At 34.5% G+C, this 16,097-nt stretch carries 13 protein-coding genes and 2 pseudogenes; 13 read left to right on the top strand and 2 right to left on the bottom strand.

The genetic code is table 11. From position 1 onward, the window contains the following. Positions 1–132: 132 nt before the first annotated feature. The 13 genes and pseudogenes from H7N69_RS05695 to H7N69_RS05630 all read left to right on the top strand — a co-directional run bounded on the left by H7N69_RS05695 (position 133) and on the right by H7N69_RS05630 (position 14,948). Positions 133–2,331 carry a collagen-like protein gene (locus H7N69_RS05695; protein ID WP_187885076.1) on the top strand — a complete coding sequence of 733 codons (2,199 nt, stop codon included), beginning with the start codon at positions 133–135 and terminating at the stop codon, positions 2,329–2,331. Positions 2,332–2,343: 12 nt separating this feature from the next. Beyond that, positions 2,344–3,273: a hypothetical protein gene (locus H7N69_RS05690; protein ID WP_187885075.1), complete on the top strand. Its 930-nt coding sequence runs from the start codon at positions 2,344–2,346 to the stop codon at positions 3,271–3,273. A gap of 17 nt (positions 3,274–3,290) precedes the next feature. Next, positions 3,291–3,566 carry a hypothetical protein gene (locus tag H7N69_RS05685; RefSeq protein ID WP_187885074.1) on the top strand — a complete coding sequence of 92 codons (276 nt, stop codon included), beginning with the start codon at positions 3,291–3,293 and terminating at the stop codon, positions 3,564–3,566. Between the two features lie 4 nt (positions 3,567–3,570). Further along, positions 3,571–4,515, top strand: a complete 945-nt coding sequence (locus H7N69_RS05680) for a CpaF/VirB11 family protein (protein WP_187885073.1) — start codon at positions 3,571–3,573, stop codon at positions 4,513–4,515. After that, entirely contained in the window at positions 4,512–5,030 is a 519-nt protein-coding gene (locus H7N69_RS05675) for a replication regulatory RepB family protein (protein ID WP_187885072.1), read from the top strand. Before H7N69_RS05680 ends, H7N69_RS05675 begins: the two co-directional genes overlap by 4 nt. Next, a complete protein-coding gene (locus tag H7N69_RS05670) occupies positions 5,027–7,168 on the top strand; it encodes a type IV secretory system conjugative DNA transfer family protein (RefSeq protein ID WP_187885071.1) in 2,142 nt (713 codons plus the stop codon). Before H7N69_RS05675 ends, H7N69_RS05670 begins: the two co-directional genes overlap by 4 nt. 19 nt (positions 7,169–7,187) lie before the next feature. Next, positions 7,188–9,437: pseudogene (locus tag H7N69_RS08170) on the top strand (SNF2-related protein); the annotation flags it as partial. Further along, positions 9,433–10,800, top strand: a pseudogene (locus tag H7N69_RS08165) (helicase); the annotation flags it as partial. The pseudogenes H7N69_RS08170 and H7N69_RS08165, both read left to right, overlap by 5 nt. A 325-nt stretch (positions 10,801–11,125) precedes the next feature. Then, positions 11,126–11,335: a hypothetical protein gene (locus tag H7N69_RS05650; RefSeq protein WP_187885070.1), complete on the top strand. Its 210-nt coding sequence runs from the start codon at positions 11,126–11,128 to the stop codon at positions 11,333–11,335. Then, positions 11,335–11,583 carry a hypothetical protein gene (locus tag H7N69_RS05645; protein ID WP_150181474.1) on the top strand — a complete coding sequence of 83 codons (249 nt, stop codon included), beginning with the start codon at positions 11,335–11,337 and terminating at the stop codon, positions 11,581–11,583. The genes H7N69_RS05650 and H7N69_RS05645 overlap by 1 nt, the downstream gene beginning before the upstream one ends. A 3-nt stretch (positions 11,584–11,586) precedes the next feature. Continuing rightward, on the top strand, positions 11,587–13,650 hold the full coding sequence (locus H7N69_RS05640) for a type IA DNA topoisomerase (RefSeq protein ID WP_187885069.1): 2,064 nt from the start codon (positions 11,587–11,589) through the stop codon (positions 13,648–13,650). 54 nt (positions 13,651–13,704) lie between these two features. Continuing rightward, entirely contained in the window at positions 13,705–14,175 is a 471-nt protein-coding gene (locus tag H7N69_RS05635) for a hypothetical protein (RefSeq protein ID WP_183030747.1), read from the top strand. Further along, positions 14,145–14,948: a nucleotidyl transferase AbiEii/AbiGii toxin family protein gene (locus H7N69_RS05630; RefSeq protein ID WP_187885068.1), complete on the top strand. Its 804-nt coding sequence runs from the start codon at positions 14,145–14,147 to the stop codon at positions 14,946–14,948. Before H7N69_RS05635 ends, H7N69_RS05630 begins: the two co-directional genes overlap by 31 nt. Before the next feature lie 73 nt (positions 14,949–15,021). On the opposite strand, the gene H7N69_RS05625 is transcribed toward H7N69_RS05630, so the two are convergent. Together H7N69_RS05625 and H7N69_RS05620 are read right to left on the bottom strand one after the other, a co-directional pair. After that, complete coding sequence (locus H7N69_RS05625) at positions 15,022–15,687, bottom strand: hypothetical protein (RefSeq protein WP_187885067.1); 666 nt, start codon at positions 15,685–15,687, stop codon at positions 15,022–15,024. Beyond that, positions 15,665–16,057, bottom strand: coding sequence for a hypothetical protein (locus tag H7N69_RS05620; RefSeq protein WP_147798116.1), 393 nt, complete (start codon positions 16,055–16,057; stop codon positions 15,665–15,667). Before H7N69_RS05620 ends, H7N69_RS05625 begins: the two co-directional genes overlap by 23 nt. Positions 16,058–16,097: the final 40 nt, after the last annotated feature.

The raw sequence follows: 16,097 nt of genomic DNA, 5'->3' as shown, positions 1-16,097 counted from the left end.
ACTATCAAGGCGTATATAGAAAATCAAGGTTAGTTTCACTGAAGGTTTTTATATAGTTCCTAGCGGAACTAAAGCATTCATCCCAAACACTAAAGATATTTGGGATTTCTGCTTGGGGGGTTTAAAATTTTAATGAGTTTATGTTTAGCGCTTTCAACTAGCCAAGCCCTTGTGATACAGACCATGCAAGATTGGAATTTAAGAAAAAATAGCGAATTTAAAGCTTTGGTAGTTGTGGGTAATAAGGTGCAAGAAAACACTCTTGCTATGGGTCATTACAAGGTTTCTAAGAATAGGGCTAATCTCTCTATTATGGTAACTCATATTAAAAAGGGTAATGATTATAAGACCTTACAAAGCCCTCCAAACGCTATCAAAGAGATTAAAGGCAAATTAGTGCTTAAAAAAGGCACAAGGATTGTCTTAGGCGGCGAGAATGATAGCGAGATGTCTAGTGCCATAGGTATAAATAAAAGCGCTTATACTTCTAGTAAAAATGGCAAAGGTTTTAGTGGGAGTGGAGCAAGTGGCATGGGATATGCAAGTGGTTATGGAGGCACAGGCAATAACACTAGCTCTACTGGATCTAATGGCTCTAGTATGAGTGGAACAAGTGGCACTAATGATTCTCGTGGTGCTAATGGAAGTAATGGTAGTAATGGAACTAATGGCACAAACGGCTATCAAGGCGTAGGTTCTAACCCATTCCCCCCAATTGCTGGGAGTGGTAGTGGCTCTAGTGGGAGTTCTAATAGTGGTTATACCCCTTTTACAAGCTCAGGGGGAGGCATGGGGGGAGGCTTTATCCCTTTCCCTTATTCGCCCGGACTTCAAAATGGTAGTGGTGCTAATGGAATTAATGGCACTAATAGGGCTAATGGCACAAGCGGAGCTAATGGGAGCAATAGTGCTAATGGAGGCACTGCTAATGCAGATAGCCATTATACCAATGAATTTTGCACAGCTCCTGTTAGAAATGGCAATACGATGAGTTTAGATATTGTGGATAGAAATGGCTCTTGCTTTAAAATGCAAGCCTTTAGAAACGACAATGTCTGTCAATACAGCTATGACTTTGAAAACATGAAAGCCATTAAACAAACGCAATTTTACTTCATTAACAGAGAAAATAAAAGCGTGAATATTGGCGGTTGTGTGGATTTAGTAGGAAAACAATTTGAATTTCCTATGTATGAAGACGCTAATAAATGCAAACTAGATACTACGACAAATAAAGGCTATGGGAGTGGGAGTGCGAGCTTTTTTCAAACAGAGATTTTATTTCGTGGACTTGATAATTTAATCCATGTGGCTAAAAGTTGCACTGATTTTGCAGGGGTGCAAGAACAATTAGTCAAATACGATAATGACCCTACCACTAGAACGATTCAAAGAGTGGTCAATCAATACTATATTGACCCTATCACTAAACAAAAGGTTTTTATCAGTCATAATGTGGTTAGTCCTTTGAAATTTAGTTATCAAACTTATGCTTGTGGGAAGTGGCAGTTTGATGATGCTAAATTAGAGGCTTATCGCCCCACTCAAATTCGTATCTTTGATACGGTAGCTAATCAATACTACAATGTAACAGGCTGTGATTACACTTCTGATATGGGTAAAGTGCCTAAAATTGTTCAACCTTACACCAAAATTAATGTTGCAAGTTCAGTTAAAGGCGAAGAAGTGGGTGATTTAGACACCACAGAGGGTTCTAATGATAATTTGCCCCAATACACTACCTTTGAAATTCAAGAAATGTCATTAAATAATAGTCAATGGACTGCCACTTCTTATTGCAATGATGGCTGGGGTTCTTGGACTAAAACGCATAATTATACAGGTTATTCTAATGGAGGCTTAAGAACCTTAGCTAAATGGGTTACACAATATAAAACCATCAATGAAGGCACAACCATTGAATATATCCGCCCAAGAAATGAGGGCGATAGTGATGCAGTGTATGACACTTACAAATACTATTATGCCTCACAAGCTCAAAAAACGCTCAAACGCATTCCTTCAACTATCTATATCAATAGTCTTAATTTGAGCGATGAATATCGTAAAAATTTTGAACTCACTACTTTAAGTCAAGAGCTTAATCTCAATAATGGCGTTAAGCAAATCATTAACACGCAAGATTTTACCAATTGGCAAGCCACTTATTACCGCCCTAATGGGAATGGTAATTTGTGTATGTCTTATAGCTTTAGCTCTGGCAGTCCTTGGAAATCTAGCAATAAAGGCAAGTATTGCTCATGGGCGCAAACGCCTAATGCTAATTATTCTTGTGCCTCACACAATAATTGGATTGTCCCTAACCAATAAGAAAGGAAAGTAATGGATTTACATTTAAAGAAAGCCTTGTTTTTAGCTAGTCTTAGTTGCTTGAATGCGAATGAAAGCTTTGTGGATAATAGCGATTTTTTAGCCATTATGCCTAGTGAGAAAGAAGAAGACATTTCACAAGAACAAAAGCTAGAACAAAAGCTAGAACAAAAGAGCTCTGAGTTGTTGCAAAGTCAGGTTAAAAGAGAATTTAAAGAAAAAAAGAAATCTCAAAAACATTTCAAAGCTATGCAAACTAAAAATGGCTTTTTCTTAGGCTCAGAGATTGCCATTACAGGCACAAGTTTAAAACAAAGTTTAAGCCTTATCTCTAATGCTACAGATGATTTAATCACTTATAGCCACACTTTTAGTAATGCTAATTTTAATATGGGCGTTTTAATGGGCTATCAGCATTATTTTGGAGCTACAAAAAGACATGGGATTAAGTTTTCAACGCATTTATATGGAGGCACACCTAGTGCTGTAAGCACCAATATAGACATTTACAATTCTAAGGTTAGCGCTAATTACACACCCTTAAACTTTGGACTAGATATAAAGTATTTGTTTGATTTTTTAAATGTCATTAAAAAGAACCGCCACACACTAGGATTAAGCGTAGGCTTTGGCTGGCGTATGCAATATTATTTTGCAAAAATAGACCCCATAAAAACCATGCGTAGTGAGTTTATCACCAATAAGCCTAAAGATATTTTTAATCATGGTTTTTATCCTACCATTGGACTTCATTATTACTTAAATCATCATCAATTTGAAGTGAATTATCGCTTTGGAGGGGCAATCAATTATCAATCCCTAACTCCTAGCAAAATTGTCGCTCAAAACGGGAATTTTAAGGGCGAAGTCTTATTTTCTAATTTTATTACCAAAGCGACTAATTCTAGCTACATAGCGTTTAACTACACCTATTTATTTTAATTTTTAAGGAGCCAATGATGTTAGATGAAATCACACAAGCAAACGAGTTAGAACCTATCTCAAATAATGAAAAACAAGAACCAAAGGAAGTAGAAAAAATGCCATTGAATAATATTCAAAAAGCTAAGGAATTAAAAAACAACGCCAATTTAATTGTTCGACGCACTGATGAATTAGACAAGGCTATCAATAAGCGTGAAAGCTTGCAAAGAGAGTTTGAAAGACGCATTAAGCACTTGGATAACAAGATTGAAACGCTTAGCAAAAAGATTGAAGAATTAAAAAGAAAGTAATTTGATGGACTTAAACAAACTCAAAGATTATAGGGCTTTAAGAAACGCTATTTTAAGGCTCTTGCCTTATTTAGATAGCGGTATTACAGAGCTGATTATGAATAAAGAAAAAGAAATTTGGCTCTATAAGCTTGATGGAACTAGAGAAAAAGTCTTTGATGAAAATTTAGATAAAGCCTTTATGCTTGGTTTTGGGGAACAATTAGCGAGTTTTAGAGATTTGTTCTTTAACGCTGATTACCCCACCCTTAATACTTCCATTCCTACTTCTAGATACAGAGTGAGCATGAACCACTTTGCTATTAGTGCGGATAATGAATTGAGTTTGAATATTAGAGTGCCTAGCGAGAAAAAGTTTGATTTAAAAGCTTTCAAGCTTTCTGGTGTGTGTCAATACGACTATGAGTATTTACAAAAGCTGATGATTGAAGGTAAAAACTTACTCATTAGTGGAGGAACAGGCAGTGGAAAAACAAGTTTTTTAAACGCTCTGATTGAATTTATCCCTAAACACACACGAATAGTGAGTGTAGAAGATAGCGAAGAATTAGATTTAAGAGCGTTTGAAAATCATAAATCCTTGTTAGTGGATAAAACTGAAAGCTCTAAATTTACCTATGAAAACGCCTTGAATATGGCAATGAGAATGAGTCCTGATAGACTTATGGTAGGCGAGATTGACACACGAAATGCCTTGCTTTTTTTAAGGTTTGGCAACACAGGACATAAAGGAATGGTTTCTACTTTACATGCAGATAGTGTGCATGGGGTCATAGAGGCGATTGCTTTAAATCTACAGATGAATAAAAGTGGTTTAGATGTCAGTGTAGCAAGAAAATTCTTTGAAAGCAGTGTAGATATTGTCGTTCAAATTGTGCTTGATAAAGCCACTAACACTAGATATATTCAAGAAATCTTACCCACCAAAGAATTAGAAAGTAGCTTATGAAAAAGTATCAAAACAAGCGAAAATTGGGTAAGCGTATCAATTGCTTTATTTCAAATGAATGTAAGGACATTTTAGAAGATTATTTAAAAGTCAAAAAGATTAGCGTTACTGAGTGTATAGAAAGCCTTTTATTAGCCCTAGACCCTAGCAAAGAAACACTAAGAGCAAGGGATTTTTATGAAAGCTTGTTTAAAGTCATCAGTCTTAACCAACATGTCTATAAAGAACTTATGGCTAATGGTAATAACATTAACCAAATAGCCAAGAACACCAACATTGCCATTAAGTATAACAAGCCCTTTTATTTGCAGAATTTAGCATTCTTAGAAGAGCTTTTTAAGACTATGAATACGCTCAATAAAAACATAGAAGATTGCAAAAAAGTCTCTTTGGAATTGTTGCTTCAAATCTATAAAGAGCAAAAAAGCGAAATAGAGCTTAACACCATCTCAAAAATTCTCAATGCTCTTAATGAAAAACAATCTACTACTGAGTCAAAAAAGGATAATGAATGAAAATGCAATTTGTGAAAGCTTTTTGCGTGCTTTTTAGCATTTTACTTATCCCCTTATTTTTTATCTTGGCAAATTATTATGTTTTTGATGCCCTAAAGTCGTTTAGACAGGCTTATTTCTTTTCTCAAAGCGTGTTTATAGGGCTTTATAAGGGGGCGAGTATCTTAGATTTAAAATTTGAAGTCTATATCACTATGATAATGTCTTTAATGCCCTTAGTAGCTACGATTTATATGAGTATTCAAAAGACTAAAGAAACTTCGCATGGCTATGCGAGATGGGCTAATGTTAAAGACATAGAGTGCTTTAAAGTCTTTAGTAAAGAGGGCTTTTGTAAGGTAGTGCATAGATTAGGGGTGCAATTTGACAAGGGCTTTATTCTAGGTAAATTTGGTTTTCCAAAACTTAGAGATGTGTGTTATGACAAGCCCTTAGGAGCCATGATTGTTGCACCCCCTGGAGCTGGTAAAACCGCATGCGTGGCTTTACCCAATTTATTGACTTTGCCTAATAGCTGTATTATCACTGATATTAAAGGCGAACTAAGAGATAAGACTGCTGGATATAGACAAAAATTCTTAAACAATAGGATTTTAATCTTTAATCCCTATGGTGATGATAATACTTGTTATTTCAATCCTTTTGATAAAAGGATTGTAAAACCCATGAACTTTGACCAACGCCTAAGACTTGTGCAAGAGAATGCTAATAATGTCTTTATTAGCGAAGAAAAGGGCGAAGACCATTGGGTATCTAAAGCGAAAGATTTGTTTAGCTTTTATGCCTTGTATGATGTTTGTTCCAAAGATGAAACAAACTTTTTTGATATAGCTATGGGCCCAAATAGAGACTATATCAATTTAATTGATAAAAGAAGTCGCTATTACAAACAGCTCTATCATCACGACAAAAAGACAGGCGAAATTATCCTAGACCCACAAACTAATGAGCCTATTTTAATTCCTAATGTGAATGCGAGAAAATTGTGGTATTTGCAAGTTTCAGAGCAAAAATACGCTGACCCCAAAGACCCTAGAAATTTTGACCCAAATGAGCCTGAACCAGCCCCTAGAAGTGAAGGGGCGTTAGATGAAATTGTAAGAAATGATGCAAGAGCGTGGGCTAATAGTGCTGAAGAAGAATTTGCAAGTATTATTTCTACTTTCAATCGCTTTGTGTCTGTTTTTAAAAGCAATCAAGTAAGAATTGCTACTTCTAAAATGAGCTTTGATTATGAAGAATTAAGAACAGACAATATCAGCCTTTATATTGTGATTGCTCAAAAAGACATCAACACGCTTGCCCCCTTAGTTAGAGTGATTTTAGAAAGTATTGCTAAAAACTTACTAACTAATGAAAGTTCTAAAAAAGAAGAACGCATTTATATGATTTTAGATGAATTTGTTAGATTTGGTAAGTTGCCTTTCTTGTTAGAAATGCCTGCACTTTGTCGCTCTTATAATGTCGTTCCCTTATTCATCACGCAAGATTATGCGATGATTAGAAAAAATTATAGCGATGATGATTTGAAAATCTTAAAAGGCGTGGTGCATTATAACATTGTCTTTAAGATGAATAGCGCTGAAGATGCTGAGATTGTTTCTAAGGAAGTGGGCGAATTCACTAGACAATCTAAAAATTATTCTACTGAAAAGGGTCAGCTAGTCTTTGGAGGTAGTTCTTCTTATAGCCATGAGGGTAGAAATTTACTCACAGCCCAAGACATTATGAATATAGAATCAGATGAAGTTATTGTCATTGTTACAGGAGCTAAAGCGACCCCTTTAAAACTTAAAGCTAATTATTGGTTTAGAGATAAAGAGCTTTTAAAAAGAGCTAACTTACCTATTGATTTAGAAGTAGAAAGAAAAAGATTTAAAGAGTCTGTGCAACCCACTACTTCACAAAAAGAGAGTGAAAATTCAAATCTAACAGAAAGCGAGAAAGATAATGAAAACCCCACTACTTCACAAGAAAAAAACAAGAATGAAAACACAGAGCAAGAAAATCACAATGAAATTGATGAGATTTTAAAAAAGCCACTGAGTGAAATCAGCATGGAAGAAAAAAGAGCCTTATTTAAGAAAATGCAACAAGGCGATGAACAAACCGCGCAAGAGCAAGACACCCAAAGTTAAATTTTAAAAGGAGCAACAAATGGCATATAAACCCAGCAAAAAGAAACTTCAAGCTTTAAAAGAAGAACCAAATTTATTTAGCATCTTAGATAATGGCGATATTGCAACAAACAATCTTGCTGAAGAATCAGACAAGGTCAATGAAACACAAGAATCACTCCCTTATGTCGTAAAAACTCAAATCAATACAGCAAGAATGATTTCTAGAAATCCTATTGAATGGGCAAGGTATTTAAGCTTTGAAAGACGAGTGTATAAGGATAATAGTAGAGAAGATGTCAGTTTCTTTGCTAATGGTGAGATAAAAGAAAGTTCTCGTGTTTATGAAGCGAATGAGGAAGGGTTTGAAAGGCGCATAACTAAAAGATACGATCTGATTGATGCCATAAGAAATAAAGAATTTTTTTCAAAAGAAATTGACATTTTAACCTACAAAAACAGCTTAGAAGAATTGAAAGAGCAAGGTTTAGAAATCCAATTGACCCACCACCATGAAACGCATAAGAAAACCTTAGAAAATGGCAATGAAATCGCTAAAGAATACGACTATCTTAAGGATATTTACCACGAAGTAGAAAGAACAAAAGATGGTGAATTGGTAAGAGAAATAATCCCTAGTATTTCTAGCGCTGAGTATTTTAAGCTCTATAACAAACTGCCTTTTGAATCAATAAACAATGAAAATACCAAATTGAATACTAGCGACAATGAAGAAGTTAAAAAACTAGAATTTGAATTAGCTAAAGAAGTGCATGCTTTAATCCTAGAGCAAGAATTGCTTTCAGCAACAGATTATTATTCTTGGATAGATAAAGATGATTATGCGTCTTTTGATTGGAAAATGCATAGGCTTATCAATGAAGATAAACTCAAAGAAAACCATCTCAGCGCAGATAACGCTAACAAGATTAAGCAATTTTTCTTCAATAATGGTTTTATTTTAGGCTGGACTAAAGAAGAACAAAGCGCTATACAAGAAAACAGAGATTATTCTTTAAGAAGCGCTCTTTTAAGTTTGGAAGAAATCGCTCAAGCAAAAATTGAATTGCAAGAATACTATGAAAGCGTTTATGTTAATGGTGATGGGAGTAAAAGAGAAATCAAGCCTTTCAAAGAAATTTTAAGAGACATCAACAATTTTGAAAAAGCTTATAAGGAGCGTTATAACGAATTGGTAAGCTTGAATGAAGCAATCATTCAAGCTAAAGAGAGGAGTAATGAGCAGCAAAATTCTAATGCAAATAACAATAACACTATTAAAAATACAATAGAGACCAATACTTCTATTGGTAACAATATTATTCAAAATAATGATAATAATAATCCAAATTTAAGCATTGCTGATTTAGAATTAGAGCAACAGAATTTAGGAGAACAAAATGGAAAAGAAAGAACAAATCGCGCAGATGAGCCGAATGGAACTAGAGCAGGAATTCCGCAAGAAATTCACCGCAGAAGCGAACATGGAGGACAGCAAGAGGGAGTGGAGCGATCGAGTGATGAAGAACTTTCACACCAAGACTCTAGTTTATTTATTGAGTCTAGAGAGCAGGGAGGAACAAGAGGAGTTTATAGATCTAGCGACCAACAGGCAGTTTCAGAAAAATCCCATAGAGAGAGAGATAGACTACATGAACATGTATCTAGAGGAGATGGAGTATCAGTAAGAGCAGATAGCAATGGAGCGCCAAATGGAGCAGCAAGCCCAGCAAGCCGAATGGAAAATGGAGCAAGAAGCGAAGAAAAGGGGGATAATCCCAGCGATGAGAGAGGAGTATCACAGACACCGCAATCCCCATCTCATCAACAAAATAGCTCCAGAGATTTGGGGCTTTCTCTCTCTAGAGAACAGCCAGGACAGGCTGGACGCTTACGCCTTTTTAATCATGGACAGATGGGCTCATTATTTCCCACAGACCATGAAAACCAAAGAAAAAGGAGCGATAATGAGCTTGATAGGAGCAGTAATAGAACAAACGAAAATGGAGACAAAAGCCCTAGACAGAATGGAAGCGCAAATCAAGAGAGCGCAAGGAGTGAGCGATATGGAATTGCTCAAGGAAGCTCAAATCAATCAGTATTACCACTTGCTCAAAGCCGATTACATCATGCAGGACTCAGCGCACCAAATGGACTTGGAAACCTTGAAGAAGACAGGGATCAAAAGAGAGGACTTTTATCAAATTTAGACCATTTAGAAAGCCTGCTTAACGCTATTAGAAACAACACCATAGCGAGTGAGCCTGACTTTAGATCTAGGCTCTTGGAGACCTGATGAATTGCTGCAAATGGAAGGGCGTGGGATAAGACAAGGCAATATTTTGCACCAAAACGATCCCAAAAATTTTAGAATGAAAATCTATCGCTACGCCACTGAAAAAACTTATGATAGCCGTATGTGGCAAATCATAGAGACTAAATCTAAAGGCATAGAGCAATTTAGAAACGCGCACAAATTAGGCTTGAATGAATTAGAAGACTTTAATATGGGGAGTTCTAATGCGAGTGAGATGAAAGCAGAAGCAACAGGTAATCCCTTAATTATTGAAGAAGTCAAATTGAGAGCCGAAATCAAAAACGAAGAAGCAAAATACAAAGCTTTCAATAAAGAAAATTATTTCAATGAAGAGAATTTGAAAAACAACTCTTCTAAATTGGGTTATCTTAAACAAGAATTGAAAGATTTAGAAACGCTTCAAAGCTCCTTAATAATCCCCACTCATACAGAGATCAAGCTCTATGATTTGAAAAATGAAGAAAGTAAGGATTATGAGCTTATCAAAGTTAAAGAAGTAGAGCCTTTAAAAGAAAACGCCTCTATGAGTGAAGAATTAACGCACAAAAAACTCAAAGAACAAAACAAGCAAATAGCCGAACAAAATAAAGAAAAACTGGACGCTATTAAAAAGCAATTTGCAAGCAATTTGAACGACTTGTTTTTGAATGAAGAAGAAGATTACAAGCTTTTAGAATACAAGGGCTTTGTGGTGAATGCTTATAAAACTAAGTATCAAGTGGAGTTTAGTTTAAACCCTAAAGACAATCCAAATATTGCCTATAGCCCTAGCAATATGGTTTATAAAAACGATACTGCCAACATGTTTAGCTCTTATAATTTCTGCGCTGAGATCAAGTTTGATGGGTTTTTAAAGAGGTTGGATAACGCTATCACTAAACTCCCTGAAAAAATCAAGGAATTAGAAAACTCCATTGAAACCACTAAAGAAAATATTGCTAAATACACAAGATTAGTGGAGCAAAAACTTCCTTACCCACGACTAGCATACTTGCAAGCTTTAAAATGGGATCATAAAACTCTAATAGACGATTTAGCCAAAATGGGCAAAGACAGAGATTATAAGCCTGTGTTCAACCCTAAATCTAAAGAAGTCTTAGAGAAAATGAACGCTGAAAAAAGAGCGAGTTTAGAGAATGAGAGGGAAGAGCAAGGGGTTAAGGGGAACACAAAGAGTCATGATGAAATAGAGCCAGCTACAGAACAAGTGATTGAAAAAGAAATAGAAAAAGGAGCTGAAATTATCTATTCTAAGGAAGTTGCAACCACTAATAATGTTGATTACTACGAGAACGAACAAGAAGTGGAAATTACTAAATCAATGGGTAGAAGATGAGAAAGCAGTCTAACAAACTCTTTAGTTTTTTAAATGGCATTAAGTGGCGTGATTTACGCCTTATTATGCGAGTAGTCAAGCTAGTGAAACGATTAGCTAAGTTTAAATAAGGGGAAAACAATGTTTGAATTAGGATTTTTTCTATTCTTAGGGCTTTATCTTGTCAATTCTATCTACTTGCACATAAAGCCTTAAACCGCACCAAACAATCTCAAGAAAATTTTATGGATAAACATAGCGAACTATTAGAAAGTTTGATTGATGATGTCAGTGAGTGCAAAAAGAGATTAGAAACACTAGAACAAAAATCAAGTAAGGAGCAATAATGCAAAAAACCATTGATGAAATCTTAAGGGTTAGTTTCAAGGTTGGTTTGATTGTTGTATCAATCTTGTGTCTTATAAAAATTATTATTGTGGTTTTAGAGAGTTCTTCTAATGACAATAGTGCTGATGAAATTAAACCTAACGCCACTTATGAACTCTTAAAAGAACTCTTACAGAAACAAAATCTACAAAAGAAAGGAGTTAAGTAATGAATTACGATGTTTTAATGGGGTTTTTAGCACTAATAGGGCTAATTCTTTGGTATGGATATGGATTAAGGCAATATCTTAAATTAAAAGATGAGAATAAGAGATTAAAAGAGAAATTACAACGCTGTAATTGTAATATTAAAATTCCTAGTATTCTTGAAGTAGTGAATAGACCTATCATTATGGATATTAAGGGGGAATTACCACATCTTACAAAGAGCTATAGAAACAATCAAATTAAGGAGTAAAAAATGAAAGATAGCGTCATCATTATTGAAAGCCCTAATAAAGTGGCTAAGATTAAAGAAATCACAGGAGCTAGTGTTTTTGCTACCATAGGACATTTTATGCAACTAAAAAGCTATGATGAAAATAATAATTTTAAGCCGACTTTTGAATATGACCCCCAAAAGAAAAAGCGTATTTTTGAGATAATAGAGGCGTGTAAAAACAAAAAAGTTTATATTGCCACTGACCCTGATAGAGAGGGTTATGCTATAGGCTATCATTTTTACGAAAAAATTAAAAGGATAGCAAGTTCTATTTATAGAGCAGAGTTTTTTGAAATCACTCCAAGTGGGATTAACAAGGGCTTACAAAACGCTTCTTTATTTGAAAACACTAATAAGCAAATGTATCAAAGCGCTTTAGCAAGGCGTGTGGCTGATATGCTATTAGGTTTTACGCTCTCCCCTTATTTAGGCAAAGCTTTAGGGCAAATAAAAGGCTCTAGTGCTGGAAGAGTGCAAACCCCTTGTTTAAAGCTTATTGTGGATAGAGACAGAGAAATTGAAAAATTTAAGGCTTTACCTGAAAATGAGAAAGTAAGCTATCAAATCCAAGCCAAGATTAACGACAATGCTAATAAAGAAGTCATTATCAAGCATTGTGATGAAAATGGCGAAGAAATTAAATTCAATGATAAAGAAGAGGCTTTAAAACTCTTTGAAAGTTTGAAAGACAATAAAGCTTGTCTTTTAAAGGATTTAAAAAATTCTGTTGCAGAGACTAAACCTAAAAAGCCCTTTATCACTTCTACGCTTTTAGAGAAAGCGAGTTCTGAGTTAGGTTTAGGTATTAGCGAAGTGCAATCTTTAGCTCAAAGTCTTTTTGAAGCTGGGCTTATCACTTACATTAGAACGGACGCTGAAAGTTTGAGTGTGGAGTTTTTAAATGAGGCAGAGAGCTTTTATACACCCATCTATAAAGAAGTGTATCTAAAAAGAGAATATAAAGCTGGTAAGCAAAGCCAAGCAGAAGCTCACGAGGCGATTAGGATTACGCACCCCCATACTTATGAAAACTTAGAAAGTGTGGTCTATAATGCTGGCATTACTAATCAAGACGCTTTAAAACTCTATCAACTTATTTTTGAAAGAACTATTGAAAGTCAAGGCAAGAATGCTATTTATGACAAACAAGACTTGCTCTTTAAAATCAAAAATGAGTATTTTAAGTGTAGCGTTAAGAGTTTAAAAAACGCTGGGTTTTTAGCAATGTTTTCTAAAAAAGAGCTAGAAAATGATGAAAGTAATGATGATAAAGACAATAAAGAAAAAGAACAAAACGCACAATTTAATCTAAAAATTGATGATGTGTTAAGTCTAAATGACTTAGTTTTAGCCACCATTAAAAGAAATGCCCCAAGTGCTTATAAAGAGGCAGATTTTGTCAAGCTTTTAGAAAATAAAGGCATAGGCAGACCTAGCACTTATGCTACCTATTTGCCTACGCTTTTAAAAAGAGAATACATCAGCATTAGCCAAGATAAAAAACACACCATTACGCCCACGCATAAAGGCAAAAGAGTAGTAGAAGTTTTTGAAAATGCTTATCAATTTATTATTGATTTGACCTACACCAAGCAAATGGAAGAAGTGCTAGATGAGATTGTAGAAAATAAAAGCTCTTATGTAGATTTTATAAGTAATTTAAGTTCTAAATGCCCTAAGATTGAAAAGCTAGAAAGAAATGATGATGATGAGATAAAGCCTAGTAGTGAAGGACAAATCACTTATATAGAAAATATTTTAAGAGATTTGCAATTAAATTTAAGCGAAGAGTTTAAAAACTACAAAGAAGACAACAGAGTGGCTAAGGCGTTTTTAGACCGATACATTAAAGAGCATGAGTTTTTTAAGAAAAACAACAAAAAGGCTAGTAGCTCTAATAATGATGAAAATAGACCCGCTACGCCTAAACAAATTAGCTTTGCTGAGATGTTAGCTAAAAAGCATAATGTCAAGCTCCCCAAAGGATTTAAATATAGTATGAAAGTGTGTGGGGATTTTATCAATGAGTATCATAAGAAGTAGTAAGTGAAATTTTGCTAAACTAGAACCTAATTAAAACTAATGAGGGAGTTTAACATGCTTTATATTCCACCCACTTCAAAAGAAGTCTATGTTAGCTCTATTGTGGCTTTAAATATCCATAGCCCACAAGGCACAGGAGATTGGCATAGTAGCTATGCTTTAATGGAGAATGCGTTTGATGATATAGGGGTTTATATCTATGGTGAAAAACAAGTTCATAATACTAATAAACTACTAGGCAATCTAGGCATTATAGATGGCACAGCAAGGCTCAATAAAATGGGCTATTACCCTAAACATACTCCCACTTATATTGCAGAGCATCCAAGAGCTTGTGTAGATTGTCTCTATGTTTCTGTATTGCAAACTGGAAAGCTAGGGGTTGTTATGCTAGATGAATGGTTTCCTAGTATTGAAGATAAAGAGAGTGTCTATGCTCTTATAGAAGTGATGAAACCCAAATTAAACAAGCAAGAAAGAGAGAATTTGGATAAATGGATAGCAAGAAACCCCATTATAGAGTGAGTTTAAGCGAACAAGCTCTTAATCATGAAAAACTGATGAGAGCCATTGTTAAAAATCTAGCCGACACCCCTATGGTATTAAAAGGCGGAACAGCTTTGTATCTAGGCTATGGCTTAAATCGTTTTTCAGAAGATTTAGACTTTGATTGTCATAAAAAAATCAATCTCTTAGGCAGAGTAAAGAGCGCTATTCCTAATGGCATTATCTTAAATGATATTCATATTAAAAAAGACACTGATAGTGTGGGGCGTTATATGGTGCGTTATGCTACCAAAGACAATAAAGAAGAACAAACTTTAAAATTAGAAATATCTTATAGAGACGCACCAAAAGAGAGCGAAGTCAATGTGATTGAGGGAATGCGAATTGCTAAAATAGAGCGTATTATTGATAACAAACTCTGTGCTTGCTTTGATGGGGAGCATATAAGAACTAAAGCTAGAGATTTATTTGATTTGCATTTTTTAGCCAAGCATTATGAAGAACATTTTAACTTAGATTTAGCAAGTCGCTTAAAAGATTTTAGCAAAGACCCTGATAAATTAGTGAGCGATTATTTAGTAGATGTAAAACTAGATGCTTTATTAAATCAAATTATGGACTTAGAAGAAACAGCCCTAGAATTAAGCATTATGGCTCATCTCATTCATAAAAAACTTGAAAAACAATCTCATTCCCTTAATACCTTGCAAGAGCAACAAGGCTATAGCAATAATGATAATAACCTAGACAATTCTAATGAAAACACCTACACACCTAAGCGTAGGCGATAAGTAACCTTATTGAGTGGGTATTTGATAGTTTTTAGTTGTTTTGTCTTGTTAATTTAATTCTATTTAAAACCACTTAAATACCCTTGCTCTCTAAAATCTCTTTAAAACATTGTTGCAATTTTTTAGAAAATGACTCTTTTTCTTTGTCATAGTCTTTTCCTAAGCTGATATAAAGTGCGGTGTCTTTGTCTTTAAAGTCTTTGATTTCTTTTGCAGGTTTATAACTCAAAAATTCTCTAATCTCTTTAGCATAACCTTTTACTAAAACTTGCAATAAGTCAATGTCATAAGAAAATTTATCTTTAAGGACATTTTGAGCGATTTCTATTAAGCACTCATCATAGATTTCTACACTTTCATTAAACACTTCTTCTACATCACTTTCTTTAATACCATCTAAAAATAGATAGTAATTAAAGAGCCTATCTTCTTTTTCTTCATTTAGCCATTCTAAGTCGTCTTCATATTCTTCTTCATCAATAGGTTTAAAATCACTAGGAATGGTGTTTTCATAATCAATAGGATTAAACTTACACATCAAGCGTGAAATAAGAATTTTAGGGGTATTCTCGTTGCTTATCTTAGCAAACACCATATTGGCTAAGATATTAGCTAAGATTAACTTCTCTACTAAACTAGCTTGGCTGATTTCTTGTTCTAGTGTATCCTTAAACTTTAAAGGGGTGTCTTTATAGATTATCTTATGCGTAAAAAATTCATTCAAGTTCATTGTTTTCATTATTGCCCTTTTCTTTGTTTTGTAATCTTTCTAGTTGCTTTAAAAGCTTTTGCTCTTGGGTGTTTTTTCTATGTTTTAAATGCCTAATAAGCGCTTCTTCAATAAAAGTGCTTCGTGTCTCTTTAAACGAGCCAAATTCTAACAAAAATTCATCAAGTTCTTTTATGATAGAAGGACTAAAAGAGATATTAAAGCTCTTTTTCTTATCTTCATCTAAAATAGATTTTTTACGCCCCCTTTTTTTAGGGGTTTTTACTTCTTTTGTGCTAGGCTCTTGTTCTAAATGATTTTCTAACTCACTGACTTGTTCTTCTTTATTCAAACTCTCTTCAAGCTTTTTTTCTAAATCATCAATTTGTTGCAAATCCATATTTGTATACTCCTTGTTGTATTTGTGTTTTTTGACTCTT

The sequence above is a fragment of the Helicobacter pylori genome, assembly GCF_014497725.1.
GTDB lineage: Bacteria > Campylobacterota > Campylobacteria > Campylobacterales > Helicobacteraceae > Helicobacter > Helicobacter pylori_DE.
The sequence above is the reverse complement of the archived record's forward strand: the minus strand, read 5'-3'. Positions and strand labels throughout refer to the sequence as shown.

Coding starts and splice junctions, on each gene's coding strand:
- H7N69_RS05695 (WP_187885076.1), top strand. CDS start 133: ATGAGTTTATGTTTAGCGCTTTCAACTAGCCAAGCCCTTGTGATACAG.
- H7N69_RS05690 (WP_187885075.1), top strand. CDS start 2,344: ATGGATTTACATTTAAAGAAAGCCTTGTTTTTAGCTAGTCTTAGTTGC.
- H7N69_RS05685 (WP_187885074.1), top strand. CDS start 3,291: ATGTTAGATGAAATCACACAAGCAAACGAGTTAGAACCTATCTCAAAT.
- H7N69_RS05680 (WP_187885073.1), top strand. CDS start 3,571: ATGGACTTAAACAAACTCAAAGATTATAGGGCTTTAAGAAACGCTATT.
- H7N69_RS05675 (WP_187885072.1), top strand. CDS start 4,512: ATGAAAAAGTATCAAAACAAGCGAAAATTGGGTAAGCGTATCAATTGC.
- H7N69_RS05670 (WP_187885071.1), top strand. CDS start 5,027: ATGAAAATGCAATTTGTGAAAGCTTTTTGCGTGCTTTTTAGCATTTTA.
- H7N69_RS05650 (WP_187885070.1), top strand. CDS start 11,126: ATGCAAAAAACCATTGATGAAATCTTAAGGGTTAGTTTCAAGGTTGGT.
- H7N69_RS05645 (WP_150181474.1), top strand. CDS start 11,335: ATGAATTACGATGTTTTAATGGGGTTTTTAGCACTAATAGGGCTAATT.
- H7N69_RS05640 (WP_187885069.1), top strand. CDS start 11,587: ATGAAAGATAGCGTCATCATTATTGAAAGCCCTAATAAAGTGGCTAAG.
- H7N69_RS05635 (WP_183030747.1), top strand. CDS start 13,705: ATGCTTTATATTCCACCCACTTCAAAAGAAGTCTATGTTAGCTCTATT.
- H7N69_RS05630 (WP_187885068.1), top strand. CDS start 14,145: ATGGATAGCAAGAAACCCCATTATAGAGTGAGTTTAAGCGAACAAGCT.
- H7N69_RS05625 (WP_187885067.1), bottom strand. CDS start 15,687: ATGAAAACAATGAACTTGAATGAATTTTTTACGCATAAGATAATCTAT.
- H7N69_RS05620 (WP_147798116.1), bottom strand. CDS start 16,057: ATGGATTTGCAACAAATTGATGATTTAGAAAAAAAGCTTGAAGAGAGT.